The 17,891-nt window shown below is 35.3% G+C and carries 18 protein-coding genes and 1 pseudogene; 7 read left to right on the top strand and 12 right to left on the bottom strand.

Annotated elements, in window-relative coordinates; translation table 11 throughout:
- The 3 genes from ACUL40_RS04030 to ACUL40_RS04020 all read right to left on the bottom strand — a co-directional run bounded on the left by ACUL40_RS04030 (position 1) and on the right by ACUL40_RS04020 (position 1,946).
- The gene (locus ACUL40_RS04030; protein ID WP_445423026.1) at positions 1-267 is read right to left on the bottom strand and encodes a hypothetical protein; all 267 of its coding nucleotides are present in this window, start codon (positions 265-267) and stop codon (positions 1-3) included.
- A gap of 78 nt (positions 268-345) precedes the next feature.
- Positions 346-1,629: a PTS sugar transporter subunit IIC gene (locus tag ACUL40_RS04025; RefSeq protein ID WP_001032280.1), complete on the bottom strand. Its 1,284-nt coding sequence runs from the start codon at positions 1,627-1,629 to the stop codon at positions 346-348.
- A gap of 11 nt (positions 1,630-1,640) precedes the next feature.
- Complete coding sequence (locus ACUL40_RS04020) at positions 1,641-1,946, bottom strand: PTS sugar transporter subunit IIB (RefSeq protein ID WP_000865907.1); 306 nt, start codon at positions 1,944-1,946, stop codon at positions 1,641-1,643.
- A 227-nt stretch (positions 1,947-2,173) separates the two neighbouring features.
- Between ACUL40_RS04020 and ACUL40_RS04015 the strand changes: the two genes are divergently transcribed.
- Positions 2,174-3,733 (top strand): glycoside hydrolase family 10 protein, encoded by a 1,560-nt coding sequence (locus tag ACUL40_RS04015; RefSeq protein WP_445423027.1) that lies wholly within the window; start codon positions 2,174-2,176, stop codon positions 3,731-3,733.
- 57 nt (positions 3,734-3,790) lie between these two features.
- Here the strand turns inward: ACUL40_RS04015 and ACUL40_RS04010 are convergent, their stop codons facing one another.
- The 3 genes from ACUL40_RS04010 to ACUL40_RS04000 all read right to left on the bottom strand — a co-directional run bounded on the left by ACUL40_RS04010 (position 3,791) and on the right by ACUL40_RS04000 (position 6,669).
- Positions 3,791-4,624 (bottom strand): DUF3974 domain-containing protein, encoded by an 834-nt coding sequence (locus ACUL40_RS04010; RefSeq protein WP_000008371.1) that lies wholly within the window; start codon positions 4,622-4,624, stop codon positions 3,791-3,793.
- Positions 4,625-4,648: 24 nt separating this feature from the next.
- Positions 4,649-5,761, bottom strand: a complete 1,113-nt coding sequence (locus ACUL40_RS04005; RefSeq protein WP_000137402.1) for a toxic anion resistance protein — start codon at positions 5,759-5,761, stop codon at positions 4,649-4,651.
- A gap of 314 nt (positions 5,762-6,075) precedes the next feature.
- Positions 6,076-6,669, bottom strand: a complete 594-nt coding sequence (locus ACUL40_RS04000) for an O-methyltransferase (RefSeq protein ID WP_445423028.1) — start codon at positions 6,667-6,669, stop codon at positions 6,076-6,078.
- A gap of 303 nt (positions 6,670-6,972) precedes the next feature.
- On the opposite strand from ACUL40_RS04000, the gene ACUL40_RS03995 reads away from it, so the two are divergent.
- Positions 6,973-7,131: a hypothetical protein gene (locus tag ACUL40_RS03995; protein ID WP_001100984.1), complete on the top strand. Its 159-nt coding sequence runs from the start codon at positions 6,973-6,975 to the stop codon at positions 7,129-7,131.
- 32 nt (positions 7,132-7,163) lie between these two features.
- Here ACUL40_RS03995 and ACUL40_RS03990 read toward each other — a convergent pair whose 3' ends face one another.
- The 3 genes from ACUL40_RS03990 to ACUL40_RS03980 form a co-directional block, all read right to left on the bottom strand.
- On the bottom strand, positions 7,164-8,033 hold the full coding sequence (locus tag ACUL40_RS03990) for a sigma-70 family RNA polymerase sigma factor (protein ID WP_000447161.1): 870 nt from the start codon (positions 8,031-8,033) through the stop codon (positions 7,164-7,166).
- Complete coding sequence (locus ACUL40_RS03985) at positions 8,011-9,321, bottom strand: phytoene desaturase family protein (protein WP_445423029.1); 1,311 nt, start codon at positions 9,319-9,321, stop codon at positions 8,011-8,013. The genes ACUL40_RS03990 and ACUL40_RS03985 overlap by 23 nt, the downstream gene beginning before the upstream one ends.
- A 93-nt stretch (positions 9,322-9,414) precedes the next feature.
- Complete coding sequence (locus ACUL40_RS03980; RefSeq protein WP_048656582.1) at positions 9,415-9,720, bottom strand: luciferase domain-containing protein; 306 nt, start codon at positions 9,718-9,720, stop codon at positions 9,415-9,417.
- A gap of 229 nt (positions 9,721-9,949) precedes the next feature.
- Here ACUL40_RS03980 and ACUL40_RS03975 point away from each other — a divergent pair, with 229 nt between their 5' ends.
- On the top strand, positions 9,950-10,582 hold the full coding sequence (locus ACUL40_RS03975) for a cupin domain-containing protein (RefSeq protein WP_000217700.1): 633 nt from the start codon (positions 9,950-9,952) through the stop codon (positions 10,580-10,582).
- Between the two features lie 567 nt (positions 10,583-11,149).
- On the opposite strand, the gene ACUL40_RS03970 is transcribed toward ACUL40_RS03975, so the two are convergent.
- Both ACUL40_RS03970 and ACUL40_RS03965 read right to left on the bottom strand, forming a co-directional pair.
- Positions 11,150-12,424 carry an exosporium glycoprotein BclB-related protein gene (locus ACUL40_RS03970; RefSeq protein ID WP_445423143.1) on the bottom strand — a complete coding sequence of 425 codons (1,275 nt, stop codon included), beginning with the start codon at positions 12,422-12,424 and terminating at the stop codon, positions 11,150-11,152.
- A 557-nt stretch (positions 12,425-12,981) separates the two neighbouring features.
- The gene (locus ACUL40_RS03965; RefSeq protein WP_326038272.1) at positions 12,982-13,911 is read right to left on the bottom strand and encodes a DUF4183 domain-containing protein; all 930 of its coding nucleotides are present in this window, start codon (positions 13,909-13,911) and stop codon (positions 12,982-12,984) included.
- A gap of 558 nt (positions 13,912-14,469) precedes the next feature.
- On the opposite strand from ACUL40_RS03965, the pseudogene ACUL40_RS03960 reads away from it, so the two are divergent.
- Positions 14,470-15,084 (top strand): annotated as a pseudogene (locus tag ACUL40_RS03960) (BclA C-terminal domain-containing protein); the annotation flags it as partial.
- A gap of 358 nt (positions 15,085-15,442) precedes the next feature.
- Here ACUL40_RS03960 and ACUL40_RS03955 read toward each other — a convergent pair.
- Entirely contained in the window at positions 15,443-16,057 is a 615-nt protein-coding gene (locus tag ACUL40_RS03955) for a helix-turn-helix domain-containing protein (protein ID WP_113732221.1), read from the bottom strand.
- Between the two features lie 55 nt (positions 16,058-16,112).
- Between ACUL40_RS03955 and ACUL40_RS03950 the strand changes: the two genes are divergently transcribed.
- The 3 genes from ACUL40_RS03950 (at position 16,113) to ACUL40_RS03940 (ending at position 17,835) form a co-directional block, all read left to right on the top strand.
- Positions 16,113-16,697: a LysE family transporter gene (locus tag ACUL40_RS03950; RefSeq protein WP_063220079.1), complete on the top strand. Its 585-nt coding sequence runs from the start codon at positions 16,113-16,115 to the stop codon at positions 16,695-16,697.
- 338 nt (positions 16,698-17,035) lie between these two features.
- A complete protein-coding gene (locus ACUL40_RS03945; RefSeq protein ID WP_000774114.1) occupies positions 17,036-17,308 on the top strand; it encodes a hypothetical protein in 273 nt (90 codons plus the stop codon).
- 242 nt (positions 17,309-17,550) lie between these two features.
- On the top strand, positions 17,551-17,835 hold the full coding sequence (locus tag ACUL40_RS03940; protein WP_001123247.1) for a DUF4183 domain-containing protein: 285 nt from the start codon (positions 17,551-17,553) through the stop codon (positions 17,833-17,835).
- Positions 17,836-17,891 lie beyond the last annotated feature (56 nt).

Genomic DNA, 17,891 nt, shown 5'->3' with positions numbered 1-17,891 from the left:
CTAAAAAACAAGCATGTAATTAACGAACGTACAACCAATCGAAAACAATATAAATCTAAAAAACAACTGAGCTTTCGATGCAAACGATCCATCAATGAAAGAAACAACTACCGTAAGCAAAACGCTTGCCGCAATACTTGTAACAAGCCAGATACTATGCATTTGTGATAGATTTAGCATGCCTAATAAAGGGACAAAAAGTAAATTTGCACAAATCACTCCAAATAATAATAAAAATACGCCTTTATAACTAAATTTTATATTCATTCTATTTCCCCCTTTCTAGTTTTAATGTGAAAGAAGTGATAGACAAAAAGTCTATCACTCAAAATAACAGCGTGCAGATTAAGGATTAACAGATTCCCCGTCACCATTTTTTTCAATTTCAAGCATATTTTTGTCGTACATTTTAAAGAATGGTAAATAAATAAGGAACGATATTGCTATATTTATAAAAACTAATACAATCGCACGCCAATCCCCACCTGTTGCTAAATATGCACCAATTGGAGCAGGTAGTGTCCATGGCGGCATAATATGCGTTGGTGTTACAAATCCCATCGCAGTTGCTGAATATGCAACAGTTGCTGTTACAAGTGGTGTAATGATAAATGGGATAATTAAAATTGGATTTAGTACAATCGGTAATCCGAATATGACTGGTTCATTAATATTAAAAATACCCGGAACAATACAAGTTCTTGATAATGCTTTCGAATATTTCGATCGACCAAATACAATCATAGCTAATACAAGCCCTAACGTCGCACCAGAACCGCCAATCCATATAAACCATTGATATAACGGCTCTGGTGAAATAAATGGCAACTGATCTGCTCCACTAGCAACTGCTTCACCATTTTTCCCTAGATATACTTCCCATAATGGCCGAGCAACAGTTCCAACAACCGACACACCATGGATGCCGAATGACCAAAAAAACGTAATTAAAAACACTGGAATCATTACACCGAAGTAACTATCCCCAGCTTTTACTAATGGTGCTGCTAATTTATCAACAACATGGTGTAAATCAATGCTAAAAACGACAGTTACTAGACTCATTATAATAATAACGAATGCTGCAGGTATAAGTGCTTCAAATGAACGCGATACAGATGGCGGTACTTGTTCTGGCATTTTAATCATTACATTTTTCTTCTTACAAAATCTTAAAATCTCTACGGATAAAATAGAAACAATCATCGTCACAAATAATCCATGACCTCCGAGATTTGTCATCGGAAGCATGAATCCTTTTTTATCAATTAACTCAGGCGTTAATGTTAAAAGTAGTGAACATACCGCGAGCTGTGCTCCTGATAAAGCATCTAATTTATAACTTTTCGCTAAATTATATCCTATTCCAAATGCGATATATAAAGACATAATAAACATGGTTAAACGATATGGTATCAATATACTTGTTTGATTCTTTAATGCCCAAACTGATATGAAACTATCTTTCGGCAGTGGTGGAAATGCTACTATTAAAAAGAAGCTTCCTACTATAATAAATGGTAACGCCGAAATAACTCCATCACGGATTGCTTGTAAATGTCTCTGCTCAGAAAGCCTTGCCATCGGTCCAGATAAGTTTTTATCAAGAAACGTGACAAACTTATTCATAACGTTTCCCCCTAACTTATTAATTCATTTACAGTTTTTAATAAAGTCGGGCCACCAAGCGGTGTGTATGCTTGCGGCGGTATGATGCCACACGGAATAGATTCCTCCTCTGCAAATTTTTTTACAGAGTCAAATCGGTGTCTTATTTGAGGTGCCACCATTACGACATCCCAGCCATTCTTTACTTCTTCCTCTACCTCATTCGTTCCAATTGCATGCACTTCCATGTTCACACCATTTTTCTCCGCTTCTTTTTTTAAAGCGTTTACAACAATTGCACTGGACATTCCTCCAGAACAGACGAACAAAACTTTCATTTATTAATCCTCCTATACTTATAATTTATTACCCTTCAAATGAAAGGAAGTTTCACTTTACTAACAAGCATATGAAGTAGTAAATGAATTTAGTTATAATGAAAGTAAATTTCATTAAAAATATTTTTCCTATTAAATTAATGTTTCAATATGCAATTTTCTCTATTGCAAAGTCAACCTCGCCTCATATATTATTTTAAATAATCATATGATAGGGAGGCGTATAAATGATCGTTAAACGTTTATTAATGATATGTTGTATCGTCATCTTGTTCATCCCTTTCTCTTTCATTCCCCCTCACTTTACTTATGCTGAAGTAAATACTACGTACAAAAAACATGAATTACGTGCTGTATGGATTGCATCTGTTCTGAATATTGATTGGCCCTCAAAAACTGGCTTACCCATTGAAAAACAGAAACAAGAATTTATAAGATTATTAGACAATGTAAAAAGCACTGGTATGAATGCAGTTGTTGTACAAATTAAACCAACCGCTGATGCTTTCTATCCTTCAAATTACGGTCCTTGGTCTGAATACATTACAGGAACACAAGGAAAAGATCCTGGTTATGACCCGCTCGCATTTATGATTGAAGAAACTCATAAAAGAAATATAGAATTCCACGCTTGGATTAACCCATACCGAATAACGATGAATCACACCGATATAAATCGATTATCAAATAATCACCCTGCAAGGCAACATCCCGATTGGGTTGTCATTTATGGCGGAAAGTTATATTACAATCCCGGTATTCCGGAAGTAAAAAAATTTATAACAGAAGGCGCTTTAGAAATCGTACAAAATTACGATATTGATGCGCTGCATATGGATGATTATTTTTACCCATATAAAGTAGCCGGTGAAGAATTTCCAGATCAGAAAACATACGAAACATATAATAATGGTAGATTTACAAATATAGAAGTTTGGCGACGTAATAATGTAAATGAACTTGTAAAAGATTTAAATACTGCTATAAAACAAGAAAAATCATATGTAAAGTTTGGCATTAGTCCGTTCGGCGTATGGCGAAATATAGCTGACGATCCCACTGGCTCTAACACAACCGCAGGCCAAAGAAACTATGATGACCTTTATGCTGACACACGTGAGTGGATACAAAAAGGATATATTGACTACATTACACCGCAAATATATTGGAATATAGGTTTCACCCCAGCTGCATATGACATATTAGTAGATTGGTGGGTTAAAGAAACAAATAACAAACCGCTTCACCTATACATCGGTCAAGCGGCCTATAAAATTAATAATAACTCCGTCCCTGCTTGGTCTGATCCAGAAGAATATCCAAAACAAATTGCATTAAACCGGCTATATCCTGATATAAAAGGTAGTATGCATTTTAGCTTAAAAGATATTAATAACAATCCACTCGGAGTTAAAGATAGACTTTCAAAAAACATATATAAACATCCTGCATTAATCCCGCCTATGCCTTGGCTTGATCATGATCCACCAAAACAACCGACTTTAAAAGGCGCCATTCCAAGAGATGAAGGTATTGCAATCGGTATCATTGACAATAGAGATAATGATTCTGCTTATTACGCTATTTACCGCGTGAATGGGAAAAATGAAGTGGATATACAAAACCCAAAAAATTTACTTACTACTGTAAGAAAAACAAAACTTGGAGAAATTTATGTAGATAAAACCGCTATTTCCGGAGAAACGTATACGTATGTCGTAACTGCAGTTGATCGATTGCATAATGAAAGTGTGGCTTCTAGTCATACTACCGTTAGAGCAAAATAAAACCTCATAAAAAAAGCGCCTTAAAGCCGTGATACTTAGCTTTTAAGGCGCTTTTTGTTATTTATTCTTAAACTTCTCAGTCGCTGCTCTCATCTTCACATTTAAATCGTGATCAATTGAGTCGCGAATATCTCGCTCTACTACTTCCATTTCTTTTTGGAAATTTTCCAAGTAGATTTTCAGTTCTTCTTCCTTCTCTGGTCTTTGTGAAGGTGGTAATTGTACTACCAACGATAACATGGCCGTTAAATCTTTCATTAAGAATGTTTCAAGTTTATGTTGTTGTTCAAACATGCGTTGCTCTTGATAGTACGGAAGTGCATTTAATACTGAAATTGTAATATCATCAACCGTTCTTTGTAATGAAGGATTTATTGAGCGTTTATACGCTTGAATTGTATTTAATGCGTCTGGATAACGGTCATAAAAATACAATTTGTAAAATGATAAGTCTGTCGGTTTTACAGTTTGCTGCGCTTCTTGTCTTAAGAAATCTTTCACTTTCATCGCAGCCACATCAATATCTTCATTCGTAAGCTTTTTCGTAGTTTTTGCCATTACATGCACTTTTTTCTGCTTTTCTTTCGGTAACATCGAGAAGACTTGCTCTCTCGTACGTTGACCTGATGCACAAAATAGAGTATTTAATGTATTTTGTTCTTTCTTTCCTTCGGTGCGAATCCAGCGATAAAACAGTGGATGTTGTGTAAATTCTTGTAGAAACGGTATTGATTTGTTTGATATCTTATCTAAAGAATCTTGCGCTCTTTTATATGGCTTCGTCCATGAAAAATACAGTTTCCGCCCGAAGTATACGACTAAAACAACGACAGTAAATGCTATTAAAAGCAATGTACCGAGTAGTAATAGTACTGTTTGAATGAAACTCATTTGTTCACCTCCTCTAATAATCCGTTATTTCCTTGGACGCTGAATGAGTTTCTGCTTCATCTCATCATTAAATGTGTCTAGTTCAATAACGAACTTCTTGCTTGACTCAATAATACGTTCTGACGATTTTTCAGATGCTTCAATTGCAGCGAACACATTTTGGAATGATTCACGTAATTTATCCATGCTAATAGCAGGGTTTTCAAGCAATTTCGTCGTTTCTTCTGTATTTTGTTTTAACGCTTGAGAATTACTTAATACCATCGATTCAATTGCTTCATTCGTTGCATTTACCGCATCAATTGTTTTACGTTGATTCGTTAATGCAAGCTGAATAGCAGCTGAAACTGTTACAACGTTTTGCGTCATCGTAATTGCATTACGTATTGCCTCTGTTAATTTTTCATTATTTTTCTTAATGATGTCTACAGAAGCTATAGATTGTAATAATACACTTTTCGCTTGCTGCATATTACGTGTACGTACAAGTATCTTTTCTAATGCATCGTTAATTAACGGAATATCCCTTTGACGCTCTGGGTTTTGTTTCTCAGCTTCAAGCATGCCAGCAAGCTTTTTCCCTAAGTATACTTGTTTATCAAGCGCATGAATTTTATCGTGCGATTGTTCTTTTAACATTTCAAGACCAACTGTATCCTCTTGTAAATTATCACGACCAATTAGAAGGGATCTAATAATTTCCTCAATTTGCTTATCTATAGATTGGTATTTATGCACGTATGTTTCAAGTGGATTTTTCTTAAATACTTTAAACATAATTTTCTTCATACCACTTGCTTTTAATGAATTCGGATCAAGCTCTGATACTACTTTGCGTAATTCTAACAATGTATTTGGAATTTCTTCATTCTTTCCATTCATCATCGCTGTGACAGGACGTTTTAATGCTGATAACGTTTGTCCTGCTGCTTGTTGTTCTTTATCCCCTAAATCTCCTAGCTGCGACAATACTTTTGATAAATCTGTATTTTGCTCGCTATTTAACTTTTGTACATAAAGATCGGCTTCTTTATTTAATTCATCAAGTTCTTCATCTTTTATAACTGTATCAACCACTACTTCTACATTATTATCTTTCACAATGGATACAGGTTCTTTTTTCTCGAGTTCAGTCAACAAAATCGCTCCTTTATTTATATGTGCGAATTTATATGCACTATATTTCATCAATTATATCGTATTTCATACACATTCTGATTGCTTGAAATCGATTTTTTTAGAAATGTCTGTTTATGCAGTCATTCCCTGTTTCTTACTATAAGTATACCTGTAATCAACATAATTTTCCTCAGACTTAAGACCTAGAGAACTACATGCTGAAGGCGGATTCTTCATATATTTCCTAAATAATTTACGTTCTTTTAATCGTGCTACACTCAATCTTTTGACATTCACCCGTTTTCAATGTGATAATTCTATTACACTCACTTCTATTTATTTTTGCGAGCTACAAATGCTCCCTTTTGAAACGCTAATAACACTGTTTCAAACGTATCATCTTCTTCAATCATTTTTATAAACTCATCTAATTCACTTGCATGAGAAGTTGCATTATCAACAACAAGAAAACCTTTTGGCTGTAACATACGTTTTATATGCTCAAACCACCACATGTATTGCGTGCGCTCTGAATCTAGGAAAATAAAATCAAATGAATGATCTAATTGGGAATCTAAAAATGCCCCTGCTTCTTGATTGTGAACATCAATTCTTTGTAACAGGTTTGCCTTTTCAAAATTGACAAGTGCCTCTCCAACTCGTTCTGAAGAAAGCTCTACAGTTGTTACATTTCCATTTGTTTCTTCTACCGCATTAGCTAACCACAATGTAGAATAACCATTAGAAGTTCCGATTTCTAAAATGTTTTTTGCATTACACCCTTTTACTAAAATTGATAAAAATTGCCCCATCTCACGAGAAACATTCCGTAATTTTTCTTCCCGTATTTTTTTATTCCGATCATGCTCTTCTCCATATTGTTCAAGTTGAAGTAATAATGAATCTAACGTATCCATTCTTTTCATCGCCTTTCCAAGCAATATGATGAAAAAGCTCTTGCTGCCCGTCTACTTTTATTATATGCGAAACGAAATCCTTTTTCCTGTTATATGACAAAGATTTATAATTTTTTATAGCATATTGTTTCGTTTTTTGGTAAAGTTAATTTCTACGTGCAATTATTCCATTCATATTATTTCATATTAAAATTGCAGTTATTAAATTATATAAACCCCATTTAAATGAATCGGTATTTCAAATTCAATTAAGCGCCCTTTTCGGACGCATTTTCTTTGTTTATATATTTCCAGAAGAAAGGATGCTTACAAATGAACGTGATTAGCTTAGATGCTGCTCGAAAACGAAAGCAGCATAAAAAATTAATGATTACTATACCGATTATTACACGTATTTATGAAGAAGACGGGGAAATTAAATTTGAGGTAGCTGGCGAAAAAGATGTACCTCTTGAAATGTTAGAAAAATAATAAAAAGCGCATTTCTGAAGAAATGCGCTTTTTTATATTTTTACATTTAAATGCATAAGTTTTTCAGGATTAACCATCATATAAATATTTGAAATCTTCTCATCCTCAAATGCAAACGAAAGAACATAAGTTACTTTATTATTTATTGTAACTATAACTCCTGGTATACCATTTACCATTTTGAAATCAACAGTGTACTCTTCTGTCAATCGTTGTGCAATCCCAAAGAACAAACGTATAATTCGATCTGCAGAATAAATCGGATTGATCGCAGTCGTAACTTTACCGCCACCATCAGCTTTGAGTATAGCATCTGTTTTTAATACTTCTAACATACCTTCCGCATCCCCACACTGTAATGATGATACAAACTTTTCAACATAAGAAGCCATTTTCTCCGTGCTTAATTTTGATTGCTTCGGTTTCTCCAACATACTTTTTCGTGCACGTTGAAAGATCTTCCTGCAGTTCACACTACTCTTATTAACAATTGAAGCTATTTCTTCGTATTCATAACTGAAAACCTCTCTTAATATGAAAACAATCCTTTCTATCTCAGATAGTTGTTGTAAAAGTAATAAATATGCGGTGGAAAGGGATTCTTTCATTATAAATGACTTTGATGGCTCATCACTCTCTTCTACAAGTGGCTCTGGTAACCACATCCCTACATACACGTTACGTTTATGCGCTGCCGATCGTAATTTATCAATTGAACGATTTGTCGCCATCTTACATAAATATGCTTTCATATTTTCTATAGATTGTGGATCTTCTATATTATTTAGCGAGATAAATACATCCTGAACGATATCCTCAGCATCCATAACACTCCCAAGAATTCTGTATGATAACGAAAATAATAATGGTTGATACGCTTCATATAACTGCTCCGTTTCCATGATGAACTGCCTCACTTTCATATTGCTTTAAAATGTGTAACGCTGCACGTTTCCCGCTTGCTACCGCAGCATCAGCTAATATTTCATCATGCCCTGCCCAATCTCCTGCAACATAAACACCTGGCATTTCAGGTATATTAGGACCCGGCTTTTCAACACGGTCAATATGAGGAAAATCATGTACTACTGTTATTTTCGGTAAATATTGCTGTGCAACAACTTCTCTTTTCCAATTTGGGTGTAACAACTCCATCGTACTTTCCAACTGTTCTTTATCTTCATGAATATGATTCATCTCTAGCACAGGATTATGGTACTTAATTAGACTCACTGCAATTGATCCGTCTTCACTTAATTTAGCTGCTCTCGATTGATTTGTGAAAAATATAGGTTGATCTAATCCTAATACAAATTGATGTGTAGGATTGGGTAATTGTCTCAAGCCAATATCTAATGCACCAACAGTAACCGGTACCGATTGTTCACCCCATTTATGCAAACTTGTTCCTTCTGCACCTTTTATTATTTTACAAGCCTCTTTCGGCGGAGTCGTCACGATGACTGTACCTACTTCAAAAACCTCATCATCAACACAATGTATTCTTTGTTTACCTTCGGAATGCTCAATTTCCACAACATGCTTTTTAGCCAAAAACTGCACCCCGATATCATTTGCTTTAGCTCTTAATTTTGTTATTATCGTCTTCCAACCACCATCTACATAAAGCACTCCTTTTTTTATAGAAAGCTGTATTTGCTTTAGTACAGATGATGCTAATTGTATTGTAGGAGCAAACGTATATGTTGTTGTCCGGCATAGCGCATAAAATATATTGCGAATCATTGGATCTTTTATTTCATTTTCTGCCCATGTAGTTAGACTCATTTTCGGAACTTCTCCTACATCTAAATTTCCTAAACGAATCATAAGACGTGAGAATTGTACTTTTGCAGACCAAGAAAGTAGTGGTGTTGATAAAATTGAGCGAAAATCTGTTGGGATGGTGAATATATCCCCTTTCCATATTCCATGTGCTTTTGTAGATGGTATTCCACCTGGAAGAGTCATACCGAGCTCATTAAAAGTTATAAACGCTGCCCCGCCTCTATATAAAGCATGTGCACCAAGATTCATGCAGATTCCATTTTTATTTATAGTCATCCCTCGGCCACCGAATTGACTGGACTTTTCTAATACAATCACTTTCTTTCCAGCTTTCGCTAAATATATAGATGCTGTTAATCCAGCAAGCCCACCGCCAACAATTGCTACATCAAATTTCTTCATAATAAAATCCCTCCTCATCGTTCTACATACAAGACGAACGATTAAGGAGGGATGTGACATAAAAATAAATTTTTATTACCCTACTATATTTCATTACTTTTTAATTCGGTCATATTGCATACGAAATAACTCAATTGCAAATGGAATATCCTCTTCACTCTTTATATAATAACTGATCCATCCTGATTCAGGTAATATGTGATGTGGTTTTACCAATCCTCGGTTCACTAATTCATCTCGCTTTAACTTCGGAAATGGTAAATCAGCTAATTTATCACCATGAAGATGGCCAAGTTCTTTCTTACCATAATTTATTTCAATACCACCAAATCGATGCGGTTTTTCAGAAACACCCGCCCAGCTGAGTACTTCATTTCTAATCATTTCACTAAATGACATGAACATTCACTCCTTATAAATGATTGATGTAATTTTAAATTAACATTTTCATTACTTTTTTCCATCAATCCAAAGTATGAATGGAAATACGAATATAGTTTGGTCTTAACACCTTATTCTTTATGGAATAAGTGAATTTATTAAGCTACCGATAACAGCACAAAACAAAGACTAGACACATATCCTAATTTTGTAACCTAACTTACCTATAGAAAGGCGGGTAATACAATTGACTGTCAACATCGACTATACCTCTCCCTCAACCAATTTTACTTTTGATGTAAATAAAAGTAATTTTTTTCAAAAAGATGCCCAAAATTATATAAATGTACTTGGCATTAAACAATTAAATACTTTAGAAAATACTTCTTTATTAGATATTTATTTAAGTACAGGAAATGTTGTAGAACCACATATTCATCAAAATGCAGCTGAACTTGTTTATTGTATTTCAGGGTCTGCTGTTGTTTCTTTACTTAATCCATTTACGAATCAAATATTAAACTTACCGATAAAACCGGGGCAAGTTGCTAACATTCCACAAGCGTGGTGGCATTATGAAATTGCTACAGCTGATAATACTCATTTATTAGCCATTTTCAATGCCCCAGCGCCAGAAGTTATTTTCGGTTCTGATATTTTAAGATTAACTCCGGCTCATATGATGGCCCATACTTACTGCCTCAATGAACAACAATGGAAACAAGCGGTTTCTCCTATTCAATCAACTACTGTTATTGGCCCTCCGGCAAACTGCAATCAAAACCGTGGAATGAAAAATTACCCAACCCAGCCCCTCCCTCAACAACATAATCCGTATCACCAAGATTCTTATTACTTTCCTCTTTACTGGGGCTATTAATTTGTAAATTTTTAAAAGAATCATCATTTATCTCCTAGGAAAATACCGAGGAGATTTTTTTATTGTATGTTCTCTTCCTATTAATAATAGTAACAATTGATAGTGTACATACATATAATATTTATATATTAAATTGGAGGTGATAGTACTATGAGTAATTATAACTATCGAAAAAACTACTCTTATAATAAAAATAGTAGCTCTTCAGCATCCTCTCAATCTTCCAATTCTCAATCTTCCAATTCCCAATCGCAAAGAGACTTAGCCGAGCAAGGCTATGTAAAGAAAAAAGGATGTAACTGTAATAAAAATAAATAGTTTATTTTATGGATGAATTCTTTTTTAAAAGAATTCATCTTTTTTTTGCTGATCGGAAATTTTTAAAGTTACATAACTTATGCCTTAAATGAGAAAGGGTAACTTATACTTTTTTATACGAACTTAATAAAGAGTAATTGTTCAATTGATTTATTACTTATTTCCTCAAAAAATATAGTCCTTCCTAAATTTATTAGGAAGGACTATATACAAACCCCTGTTTAATTTCCTACTAAACATTGTAACAAATTAAACGATATTAATACCTGCACTTACAAATCCAGCAACTGCAGCTATTGGACTTGCTGCTGTTAATGAAACATACAGTAGTATTTTATCTCCAGCCGCTACTGGAATAGCTTCAGCAATGATTCCTGATGCTGTAGAACCAATCGCTATTGCGGCGAATGCTGGTGTTAATAAAAGAGGTGCGCCTTGTACTGTAAACGTATTGCTTGCTGCAGGTGCAGTTAATATTTGTATTTGCACTTGAACAGGTGATAATGGAGCTAATGCAGCTGTTGCACTAAAGAAACCAGCTAATGACGTAATAACCCCTGCGCGTGGTGCTACAAATGCATAATCACCTACACCTAATGCTAATGTGATACTTGTTCCACCCGTTAATGCTACACCAGGCTGACTAAATCCAAATCCAAGAAGAGTTCCTGTATTAGCTACTAACGCGTTAACTAACGCAGATGGTGTTGTACCTGAAGCAAATGGAATAATAGCTCCGCCACCAGTTGCTCCTGTTGCACCAGTTAAGCCTGTTGCACCAGTTAAACCTGTTGCTCCCGTTGGACCTGTTGGACCTGTTGCTCCTGTTGCTCCTGTTAAACCTGTTGCTCCTGTTAAGCCTGTTGCTCCTGTTGGGCCTGTTGCTCCTGCTCCTGTTGCTCCTGTTGGACCTGTTGGACCTGTTGCTCCTGTTGCTCCCGTTGCTCCCGTTGCTCCCGTTGCTCCCGTTGCTCCCGTTGCTCCCGTTGCTCCCGTTGCTCCCGTTGCTCCCGTTGCTCCCGTTGCTCCGCCACCAGTCGCTCCTGTTGGACCTGTTGGACCTGTTGGGCCGCCTCCTGGAGTAGCACCAATTAATTGAGTTAATAAGTTTAATAAAAGTTGTAAGCTTGCAGGGTCAATAATTAAAGAGAAGAAGAATGGTGCAAGAGCACTGTAGAATTGTTGTAATAAAGAAAGTAATTGACTTAGATTTGGGTTAGGAGATTGTAGTAAATTAATAATACTTTGAATTAATTGTTTTAAGAAATTCCCTTCTGGAGAAGGTGCTAATTCATTTAGTAAGTTCAATAGTTGAGTAAACAAATTGAGTAAAGCTAATCTGTTTGCATCACTTGGATTTGCAAAAAACGCTGCAATAGCCGCTATTAAAGAGTTTAGTAAAGTAATTAATCTACCTAATTGCTCACTAGTAATTGGAACTGTTTGTGGATTGTTACAGCAATCTGGAGTGAAAACAATCGGATTATTGCAGTGGTTATGACCGAAACAATTATTGTTTGTCATTTATGTCCTCCTTACTTGTTTTATATTTGAGTTTTTCCTATTATAAGGATCATAAAGTTGTAAAAAATATGTTATATATTTACTTAAAATAGGAAACATGAAATATAATTAAACTTGAAAACGCTATTTAATTATGTTCATGACTCACATATTAATTATATGTTTTTAATAATTGACTGCTTAGATTAAATACCTAAACTTAAGAGTTTATTTTATTTTTCCACGTTTATCTCTTAGGTTTAAATACACATATTAATTTGAATATACTCAACAATTAACAGTGCCATTTTTTTCATATAAATATACCTTATTTCTTTACTAAGATTGTGTTCTCTTTTTTAAACATGAAGCCGTTTGTATTATAGAGAACTCTCATATACTATATTGAAAAATTCATTTTATATTTTATTCCAATACACTATGAAAAGGATTGAAGTTAAAATTCCTATCATTCAACCATTTATAACAGCTAGAAATTGAATGTACCCTCACTTAATTTTAACTATTCAAATATAAAACGAAAAGGACAGATTCCTTTTCATTAAGGAACTGTCCTTTTAATTAATAATGATAAATTGTAATATAATTGAAGATCCTTGCGATGGTGGTTGCGTATCCAATAAAGTTAATTTACCAGCACTCACTTCATATAATGGTTGTGGTTGCAGTATTCCGTTAACAAACAAATTAATATAAGAAACTTCACTAGGAGACAAAATATTCGTTGTACCATATTGAGGTATCCCGTCAGCATCTGTATATATAAGTTTCTCTCCATCTGCAAAAGTGTAATATAACAAATTGGTTGTGGTTATAGGACCAATGCCCCCAGTAGGACCTGTTGCTCCGGTTGGGCCCGTTTCTCCGGTTGGGCCCGTTATTCCAGTCGGGCCTGTTACTCCAGTTGGACCTGTTGCTCCGGTCGGACCTGTTATTCCGGTCGGCCCCGTTTCTCCGGTTGGGCCCGTTATTCCAGTCGGGCCTGTTACTCCAGTTGGACCTGTTGCTCCGGTCGGACCTGTTATTCCGGTCGGCCCCGTTTCTCCGGTTAGTCCTGTTATTCCAGTCGGGCCCGTTTCTCCAGTTGGACCTGTTGCTCCGGTCGGGCCTGTTGCTCCGGTTAGCCCGGTTTCTCCGGTTGGGCCCGTTATTCCAGTCGGGCCCGTTTCTCCGGTTGGGCCCGTTATTCCAATTGGTCCCGTTTCTCCGGTTAGCCCGGTTTCTCCGGTTGGGCCCGTTATTCCAGTCGGGCCCGTTTCTCCAGTTGGACCTGTTGCTCCGGTCGGGCCCGTTATTCCGGTTGGGCCTGTTGCTCCGGTTGGGCCCGTTTCTCCAGTTGGACCTGTTGCTCCGGTTGGGCCCGTTATTCCGGTTGGGCCTGTTGCTCCGGTTGGAATATAAATTGGTGGAAGAATCGGAAATGTAGGTCCAATATTTTCTGGGCCTATCATCCCCTTATTCAATGGTAAATTGTCATTGCGTTTCAATTTAATACCTCATTCCACATGTTTTTTAATTCATACACATCATTATGACCCTATTATTAAAGAATAACTTTATAACTATTCTCTTTTTTCTTCTCAAAGAATTATTACATATATTAAACATTTTACCGTTGCTATAACCGCTTTAATTAATATAATAAATTAATCATTCTATTTAAAAAGTACTAAATCTATTACATTCTTATTTAAAAAGATGAGGTGATTTATATTCAAGATAATAATGAAATTAGAAAAAAAGAAATAATGTCAATGGCCCTTGACATTATTTTCCCTTACAGGCTTACTGGACCTACTGGAAGTACTGGGCCTACCGGAAGTACTGGGCCTACCGGAAGTACTGGGCCTACCGGGAGTACTGGGCCTACCGGGAGTACTGGGCCTACCGGGAGTACTGGGCCTACCGGGAGTACTGGGCCTACCGGGAGTACTGGGCCTACCGGGAGTACTGGGCCTACCGGGAGTACTGGGCCTACCGGGAGTACTGGGCCTACCGGGAGTACTGGGCCTACCGGGAGTACTGGGCCTACCGGGAGTACTGGGCCTACCGGGAGTACTGGGCCTACCGGGAGTACTGGGCCTACCGGGAGTACTGGGCCTACCGGGAGTACTGGGCCTACCGGGAGTACTGGGCCTACCGGGAGTACTGGGCCTACCGGGAGTACTGGGCCTACCGGGAGTACTGGGCCTACCGGGAGTACTGGGCCTACCGGGAGTACTGGGCCTACCGGGAGTACTGGTTCAATCGTTACAACAAACTCTATGTTCGCTAATAATACATCAGGTGGCCCTGTTTCAGTCGTATTAGGAGGAACAAACATTCCACTTTCAAATAACCAAAGTCTCGGTAATTTTACAGTCAACGCTTCAAATGACATATTTACAATTCCTGTAACTGGAAGATATCATTTAACCTATCAAGTTAATACGACAACCGCTCTACTTGCTGGAACTAGACTACTATTAAACGCTTCTACGCCAATTTCTGGCTCTATTTTTTCTCCCGCTTTATCAACTTCAAATTATAGTAATAATTTAATTACTAATTTAAATGCTGGTAATACAATTTCACTACAATTATTTGGTATATTATCTGTCGTGAATTTAGTTGGAGGTGGATCAACAGGTGCCTCTCTTACAATTATACGAATTGATTAAAAAATGATTCATTCTTTTTATAATAAACAACCTAAATACTCCATTGGTAAATATTACGAGAGTGATGACGTAATAAAAATAAATTGTACTATATCCATAGTAGAAAACATCTATACTAAATTTTCCGTATATATATTATCAATTTACACTTCCCCCATGTCGATGTTACATTAAAGATGAAGATTGTTTCTTTTTTACAGACCATCTCAATATGTATTTGAGGAACATCTCCAATCCTATACGCGAGAGCAATACTATATTGACACTCTATTGAGTGTCTTTTTTTATATTCAAAAAATAAAACCATCTCTTATAGATGGTTTTAACAATACCTTTTACTCTTTATATTATTGCCAGCTTATAAAGCTGGATAATAAATAGTCATACTTAACCGCGTTAATGTTCTTCCTGAATTAGTATAAGTATGCGGTCTATCCGCCTTAAAGCGAATTGAGTCTCCATTATTTAACGTATATTGACAATCGTTTATGTCAATTGTCAATTTCCCTTCAAATACCGTTATAAACTCTTCTGTTCCTTCTTTATGCGCTTCTGAACTTAATTTCCCTTCTGTATCAATTTCAACCATATAGATTTCAAAATTCCTATTATCTTGGAAAGGAAATGAGGGATACACCTTATATCTCCCATTGTCTTCAGACAATACTTGAACATCATTTCGTAAAACTACTTTCGTATCAGGCTGTGGATTATTAATTAAAGAGGTAAATGATACTTTCAAACCATTAGCAATTTTCCATATTGTTGTTAGTGTCGGGCTTGAATCTCCTCTTTCTATCTGTCCAATCATTGTTTTACTTACACCTGTTAATTGAGAGACCTTTTCTAAACTTAATTTTTCTTTTTCACGTATTGATTTTAAATTTTTTGCCAGAATAAGTTGAATTTCTTCCATAAAAAACACTCCTACACTGTATACAATATAACGACCGTTATGTATAATAAAAAGCACACGTTATATTGTTCTTTTCGGTCATTATAACACACAAAAAATAGGGGGTTTTGAAATGCCTATATTTTCTTTTTTGTTATTTGTATTTATAAGTAGCTTCACACCTGGTCCCAACAATTTCTTAGCTATGACATACGCAAATCAACATGGATTAAAGAGAAGCATAAACTTTTGCTTTGGAGTAGCATTCGGTTTTTTCATCCTCACTTCTTTATGCAGTTTCTTTAATATTGTATTAATTAATATTATCCCTATAATTGAAATTCCTTTAAAAATTTTAGGTGTCGCGTATATGCTATATTTAGCCTTTAAAATAATTACTAGTAAAGGCCGTGCAGATCACAATGAAAAAAATAATAAAAACTTATTTACAGTGGGTATTTTCATTCAATTTGTTAATCCAAAAGGAATATTATTCGGACTCACAGTAGTCTCTACTTTTATACTCCCCTACTACAATTCATATTCAAGTTTTCTACTTCTCTCATTATTTCTAGGTATAGTCGGTTTACTGAGTACATTTAGTTGGAGTTTATTTGGTTCAATATTCCAAAAATTACTAGTAAAACATAACCAATTATTCAACATCATTATGGCTGTTTTATTAGTTTTCAGTGCCGTTTCAATCGTTATCCACTAGCTATTAACTCATTCTGGATGCTTTTTTCATCCTCTTTTCTGTATACACCACATCATTATTATAATCATCTTAAAATGTTTTTATTAGTAATCTATTTCGTAGTTCTAATTTATGGATTGGGACTACGAAATAAACTAAAATGTTTCTCACTATATAATATTAATTTTGTTGTGTGACGCTAGCTTAATAAATCTCTTCAATATTATTCGATTTACTATTATATGATTGTATGCAAAATGAAAACAATACGTCTACAACATAGGCATTTAAAAATCTTTTTATAATTATAGAGAAAAAATACGGTATAATATAAATTACTGTTCTTTAGGAGGATCACAATGGCTGATAAGTATAAATTTTTTATTCTCATTGTTACCGCATTTTTTTCATTCTTTTCTTTAATAAAAGATTTTCGCAACACTTCAAAAAGTTTCTTTTGGGGTAGTTTTATCATTCTTACAAGCTTCATGATACTATTAATACATGCTCTAGATTTAACTCAAATACTTTTTTATCCAAAGCAAATTGCGCTTGAATTTATTACAATACCACGTAAATTATTTCTACCATCTGTCACTGAGGCCGCCAGTTTCCCTCCAACACTAAAATAATAATTTGATTAAGAGCTCTTTCTAAAAGAGCTCTCTTTTTTAACATAAACATACCATATACAAAATCCACCCTTAACCACTTAATTACTTATAAGAACCTAACTTATAAAACGCATAATAATTATACTTATTTACTAGTATACAAGCCGTATCTCTTAGTAGAAGCACAGCATAATATACGATACAGGACAAAACTTTCAAAAAACTTGTCTAAGTTAATTCTCAAAAAGGGGTGAATATAAATGCCTATCGTTAAACCTTTTATAGCCGGAAGACGATTTGTAAGTACGGCCGCAACAGGAACTGCTGCTGGTGCAGATTTAACTTTTGCTAACACAGACTTCACTGATGACACTGGTGCTGTAACAACATTCCCTGCTTCTTATGCCTTTTTAACACTTTATATTAATGGTGTTATTCAAACAGGTGATACTATTACTGGTGTGACTACTACAGCTGCTACTATTGTAGGAGGAGCAGTCCTAGATGGAGGCACTCCTATCGCAATTGAATTTACTATAACGTAAATTTAGTTGTCTTTTTAGAGGTTTCATTGAAAGAAACCTCTAATTTTAAAAATTCA

This window comes from Bacillus sp. KNSH39, from assembly GCF_052656585.1.
Note: the sequence above shows the minus strand (reverse complement) of the source record. Positions and strands in the feature narration are given on the sequence as shown.

What these genes read in the sequence shown, in the direction of transcription:
- ACUL40_RS03970 (WP_445423143.1), bottom strand. Translation starts at nt 12,424, where the DNA reads ATGACAAACAATAATTGTTTCGGTCATAACCACTGCAATAATCCGATT.
- ACUL40_RS03945 (WP_000774114.1), top strand. Translation starts at nt 17,036, where the DNA reads ATGGCTGATAAGTATAAATTTTTTATTCTCATTGTTACCGCATTTTTT.
- ACUL40_RS04020 (WP_000865907.1), bottom strand. Translation starts at nt 1,946, where the DNA reads ATGAAAGTTTTGTTCGTCTGTTCTGGAGGAATGTCCAGTGCAATTGTT.
- ACUL40_RS03990 (WP_000447161.1), bottom strand. Translation starts at nt 8,033, where the DNA reads ATGGAAACGGAGCAGTTATATGAAGCGTATCAACCATTATTATTTTCG.
- ACUL40_RS03980 (WP_048656582.1), bottom strand. Translation starts at nt 9,720, where the DNA reads ATGTCATTTAGTGAAATGATTAGAAATGAAGTACTCAGCTGGGCGGGT.
- ACUL40_RS04025 (WP_001032280.1), bottom strand. Translation starts at nt 1,629, where the DNA reads ATGAATAAGTTTGTCACGTTTCTTGATAAAAACTTATCTGGACCGATG.
- ACUL40_RS03995 (WP_001100984.1), top strand. Translation starts at nt 6,973, where the DNA reads ATGAACGTGATTAGCTTAGATGCTGCTCGAAAACGAAAGCAGCATAAA.
- ACUL40_RS04010 (WP_000008371.1), bottom strand. Translation starts at nt 4,624, where the DNA reads ATGAGTTTCATTCAAACAGTACTATTACTACTCGGTACATTGCTTTTA.
- ACUL40_RS03940 (WP_001123247.1), top strand. Translation starts at nt 17,551, where the DNA reads ATGCCTATCGTTAAACCTTTTATAGCCGGAAGACGATTTGTAAGTACG.
- ACUL40_RS04000 (WP_445423028.1), bottom strand. Translation starts at nt 6,669, where the DNA reads ATGAAAAGAATGGATACGTTAGATTCATTATTACTTCAACTTGAACAA.
- ACUL40_RS04015 (WP_445423027.1), top strand. Translation starts at nt 2,174, where the DNA reads ATGATCGTTAAACGTTTATTAATGATATGTTGTATCGTCATCTTGTTC.
- ACUL40_RS03985 (WP_445423029.1), bottom strand. Translation starts at nt 9,321, where the DNA reads ATGAAGAAATTTGATGTAGCAATTGTTGGCGGTGGGCTTGCTGGATTA.
- ACUL40_RS03950 (WP_063220079.1), top strand. Translation starts at nt 16,113, where the DNA reads ATGCCTATATTTTCTTTTTTGTTATTTGTATTTATAAGTAGCTTCACA.
- ACUL40_RS04030 (WP_445423026.1), bottom strand. Translation starts at nt 267, where the DNA reads ATGAATATAAAATTTAGTTATAAAGGCGTATTTTTATTATTATTTGGA.